The organism is Streptomyces sp. RP5T, assembly GCF_003933965.1.
Taxonomy (GTDB): Bacteria; Actinomycetota; Actinomycetes; order Streptomycetales; family Streptomycetaceae; genus Streptomyces.
Genome location: NZ_RSAJ01000682.1, coordinates 1 through 4,133, shown reverse-complemented (window position 1 = coordinate 4,133; position 4,133 = coordinate 1). Strand labels below are relative to the sequence as shown.

Genomic DNA, 4,133 nt, shown 5'->3' with positions numbered 1-4,133 from the left:
GGTCCGTACGAGCGACTGGCAGGTCCGCAGCCAGGGCCGTACGGCCTCCAGGGGCTCCTCCCGCGCGGCCGGGGCGGGGATCCGCAGCGCTCCGAGGACCACCCCGTCGCTGTCGTCCACCAGCATGTCCAGCCGCCGCTCGGCCCCCTCCAGGACCGCCCGCGCGGCCGCGACCGCCCCCGAGGGCACCCCCAGCGCGTGGGCGACACCCAGGACCGGGCCCACCGGCACCACCGACAGCGCACATCCGGCCAGCTCCCGCTGCCGGTGCAGCAGCACCACCGTCCGCATCAGCGCACGGTCGTCGCCGACCACCACCGGGCGCCGCGAGCCGCGCCGGGCCAGCGCCCGGGCGAACTCCTCGGGGCCGTCCGGCAGACACACCTTCGTCGCCGCACCCGCGCTGAGCACGTCTTTCACGATCCTGACGGACTCGCCGTCCGTCTGCCGGGCGACCGGGTCGATGACCACCAGTAGCTGATCGGACGTCTCGGAAGTCGCCACCTCGGCCATGCCTCGCTTCCTCGGGTAGCATCTTTGTGCAAGAGCCCCTTGCGCTATTGCGCCAGGGGCTTCGTCTATTCCGGGGCATCCGGGTCCGACGGGCAGCGGCCGACGACGGCCGTGGTGCACGCGACGGAGAGAACCGTACGCGTACGCCCCCGACCTTGGACATGCCCCGCCCGGAAGGGGTGTACGCGCGTGCCCGCACTTGTGCTGCTCGGTGCTCAGTGGGGTGACGAAGGCAAGGGAAAGGCGACCGACCTGCTCGGTGGCTCGGTGGACTATGTGGTGCGCTATCAGGGCGGCAACAACGCCGGCCACACGGTAGTCGTGGGCGATCAGAAGTACGCCCTCCACCTCCTCCCTTCCGGAATCCTGTCTCCGGGGTGCACCCCGGTCATCGGCAACGGTGTCGTCGTCGATCCGTCGGTCCTGTTCTCCGAGCTGAACGGACTGAACGACCGCGGCGTCGACACCTCCAAGCTCCTGATCAGCGGCAACGCCCACATCATCACGCCGTACAACGTCACCGTGGACAAGGTGACGGAACGCTTCCTCGGAAAGCGCAAGATCGGCACCACGGGCCGCGGCATCGGACCGACCTACGCGGACAAGATCAACCGCGTGGGCATCCGGATCCAGGACCTGTACGACGAGTCGATCCTGACCCAGAAGGTCGAGGCGGCCCTCGACGGCAAGAACCAGCTCCTGACCAAGGTCTTCAACCGCCGGGCCATCGAGGTCGGCCAGGTCGTCGAGGAACTGCTGAGCTACGCGGACCGGCTCAAGCCGTACGTCGCCGACACGGTCCTGGTGCTCAACCAGGCGCTGGAGCAGGACAAGGTCGTCCTGTTCGAGGGAGGCCAGGGCACGCTCCTGGACATCGACCACGGCACGTACCCCTTCGTCACCTCCTCGAACCCGACCGCGGGCGGCGCCTGCACCGGTGCCGGCGTGGGCCCGACGAAGATCAGCCGGGTCATCGGCATCCTCAAGGCCTACACGACCCGGGTCGGCTCGGGACCCTTCCCGACCGAGCTGTTCGACGAGGACGGCGACGCGCTGCGCCGCATCGGCGGTGAGCGGGGTGTCACCACCGGCCGTGACCGTCGCTGCGGCTGGTTCGACGCGGTGATCGCCCGCTACGCGACCCGCGTCAACGGCCTCACCGACTTCTTCCTGACCAAGCTCGACGTGCTCACCGGCTGGGAGCAGATCCCGGTCTGTGTCGCGTACGAGATCGACGGCGAGCGGGTCGAGGAACTCCCGTACTCCCAGACCGACTTCCACCACGCGAAGCCGGTCTACGAGTACCTGCCCGGCTGGAGCGAGGACATCACGAAGGCCAAGACCTTCGCCGACCTCCCGAAGAACGCCCAGGACTACGTGAAGGCGCTGGAGGAGATGTCCGGCGCCCCGATCTCCGCGATCGGCGTGGGCCCGGGCCGGGACGAGACGATCGAGATCAACTCGTTCCTGTAGTCCCTTGCGTTCACGTGCTGTTGGGCCGGTCATGGACTTCCTTGACCGGCCCATGGCTTGCCCCTGGTTCCGCGTGCGACCGGCGGGGCGCAACTATCTACGCGGGTAGTTCCGTCCCTCCTCCCTCACCAGCTCCAGGAGCTTCGCATGCCCGTCAGTCCCATGAACCGCCGTGCGTTCGTGAAGAAGTCGGCCGTCACCGGGGCGGCCGTCGCCGCCGCGGGCACCGTGGCCGCGACGCCCGCCCGGGCCGCCGAGCACGAGCCGGCGAAGCGCAACAGGACGTGGACGTTCTCCATCCTCGGCACCACCGACCTGCACAGCCACGTCTTCGACTGGGACTACTACAAGGACGCCGCCTACAGCGACAGCAAGGGCAACTCCGTCGGCGTCGCCCGGGTCGCCACCCTCATCAAGCAGCAGCGCGCGGCCAAGGGCGAGGAGCGCGTGCTGCTCGTCGACGCCGGCGACATCATCCAGGGCACCTCCCTCGCCTACTACTTCGCGCGCGTCAAGCCCATCACCGACAAGGGCGCCCCGAAGCACCCCATGGCCGTCGCCATGAACCACATGCGCTACGACGCCGCCGCCCTCGGCAACCACGAGTTCAACTACGGCATCGAGGTGCTCAGGAAGTTCGAGAGCCAGTGCCGCTTCCCGCTGCTCGGCGCCAACGCGCTCGACGCGAAGACACTGAAGCCCGCCTTCCAGCCCTACACCGTCAAGCGCATCCGCGTCCCCGGCGCCCCCGACATCAAGGTCGGCATCCTGGGCCTCACCAACCCCGGCATCGCCCTGTGGGACAAGGACAACGTCAGCGGAAAGATGGTCTTCCCGGGCCTGGTCGAGCAGGCGAAGAAGTACGTGCCCCGGCTGCGCGCCCTCGGCTGTGACGTCGTCTTCCTGACCGACCACTCGGGCCTGGACGGCAGTTCGTCCTACGGCGACGAGCTCCCGTACGTCGAGAACGCCTCCAACCTCGTCGCCCAGCAGGTCCCCGGCATCGACGCGATCCTGGTCGGCCACACCCACGTCGAGGTGCCGTCGTACACCGTGAAGAACGAGGAGACCGGCGAGGACGTGCTGCTGTCCGAGCCCTACTGCTGGGGCTACCGGCTCAGCGTCTTCGACTTCGAGCTGGAACTCGTGCGTGGGCAGTGGAAGGTCAGAAGCAAGACCGCCCAGACCCTCAACCCCAACTCGGTCGACGAGGACCCGGAGATCAGGAAGCTCCTGGAAGCCGACCACGAGCTGGTGGTGAAGTACGTCAACACGGCCGTCGGCACCTGCACGGAGGACCTCTCGGCGGCGGACTCCTGCTGGAAGGACGTCCCCATCATGGACTTCATCCACCAGGTCCAGATGGACACGGTGAAGGCGGGGCTCTCCGCCGCCGACGCCGCCCTCCCGCTGATCTCGGTCGCCGCGCCCTTCTCCCGCACCGCCGACATCCCGGCCGGCAGCGTCACCATCAAGGACATCGCCGGGCTCTACATCTACGACAACACCCTCTACGGCAAGAAGCTCACCGGCGCCCAGCTGAGGGACTACCTGGAGTACGCGGCGAAGTACTACCACCAGGTGCCGAGCGGCACGAAGGTCGACACCGCGACCCTCACCAACGCCAACAGCTTCTGGGACTACATGTACGACACGGCCGCCGGCGTCTCGTACGACATCGACATCGCGGCGGCAGAGGGTTCGAGGATCAAGAACCTCTCCTGCAACGGGACTCCGGTCGCCGACGACCAGGTCTTCGTCGTCGCCGTCAACAACTACCGGGCCAACGGCGGCTCCGGCTACCCGCACATCGCCGCCGCCGACATCGCCTACAGCTCCACCAACGAGATCCGCCAGCTGATGATCGACTACGTGACCTCCAGGGGCACCCTGGACCCGAAGGACTTCGCCGTGACCAACTGGCGTCTGACGCAGGGCGGAACACCGGTCTTCTGACCGCGATCCCGCCCCGCCCGGGCGGCCGGCGTCTCAGCAGCCGGTCGCCCGGATGCGGGAGTCCCCGCGGTCGTTGGCCACGCACTGCCGGTCCGACCTGTCGCCGACCGGGGGTGGGTGGGAGGTCCCCGCCGCGCAGGCGGATCCGGCGAGGAGGCGAGTGGGCGCACGCACGCTGCACGCTCTAGGGT

At 68.5% G+C, this 4,133-nt stretch carries 2 protein-coding genes and 1 pseudogene; 2 read left to right on the top strand and 1 reads right to left on the bottom strand.

Going from position 1 to position 4,133, the window contains the following annotated elements; translation table 11 throughout:
- Positions 1 to 513: pseudogene (locus tag EHS43_RS39080) on the bottom strand (diacylglycerol kinase); the annotation flags it as partial.
- A gap of 189 nt (positions 514 to 702) precedes the next feature.
- Between EHS43_RS39080 and EHS43_RS39075 the strand changes: the two are divergent.
- The gene (locus EHS43_RS39075; protein WP_125195324.1) at positions 703 to 1,986 is read left to right on the top strand and encodes an adenylosuccinate synthase; all 1,284 of its coding nucleotides are present in this window, start codon (positions 703 to 705) and stop codon (positions 1,984 to 1,986) included.
- 147 nt (positions 1,987 to 2,133) lie between these two features.
- Positions 2,134 to 3,942 (top strand): bifunctional UDP-sugar hydrolase/5'-nucleotidase, encoded by a 1,809-nt coding sequence (locus EHS43_RS39070; protein WP_125195323.1) that lies wholly within the window; start codon positions 2,134 to 2,136, stop codon positions 3,940 to 3,942.
- The last annotated feature ends 191 nt before the right edge of the window (positions 3,943 to 4,133 follow it).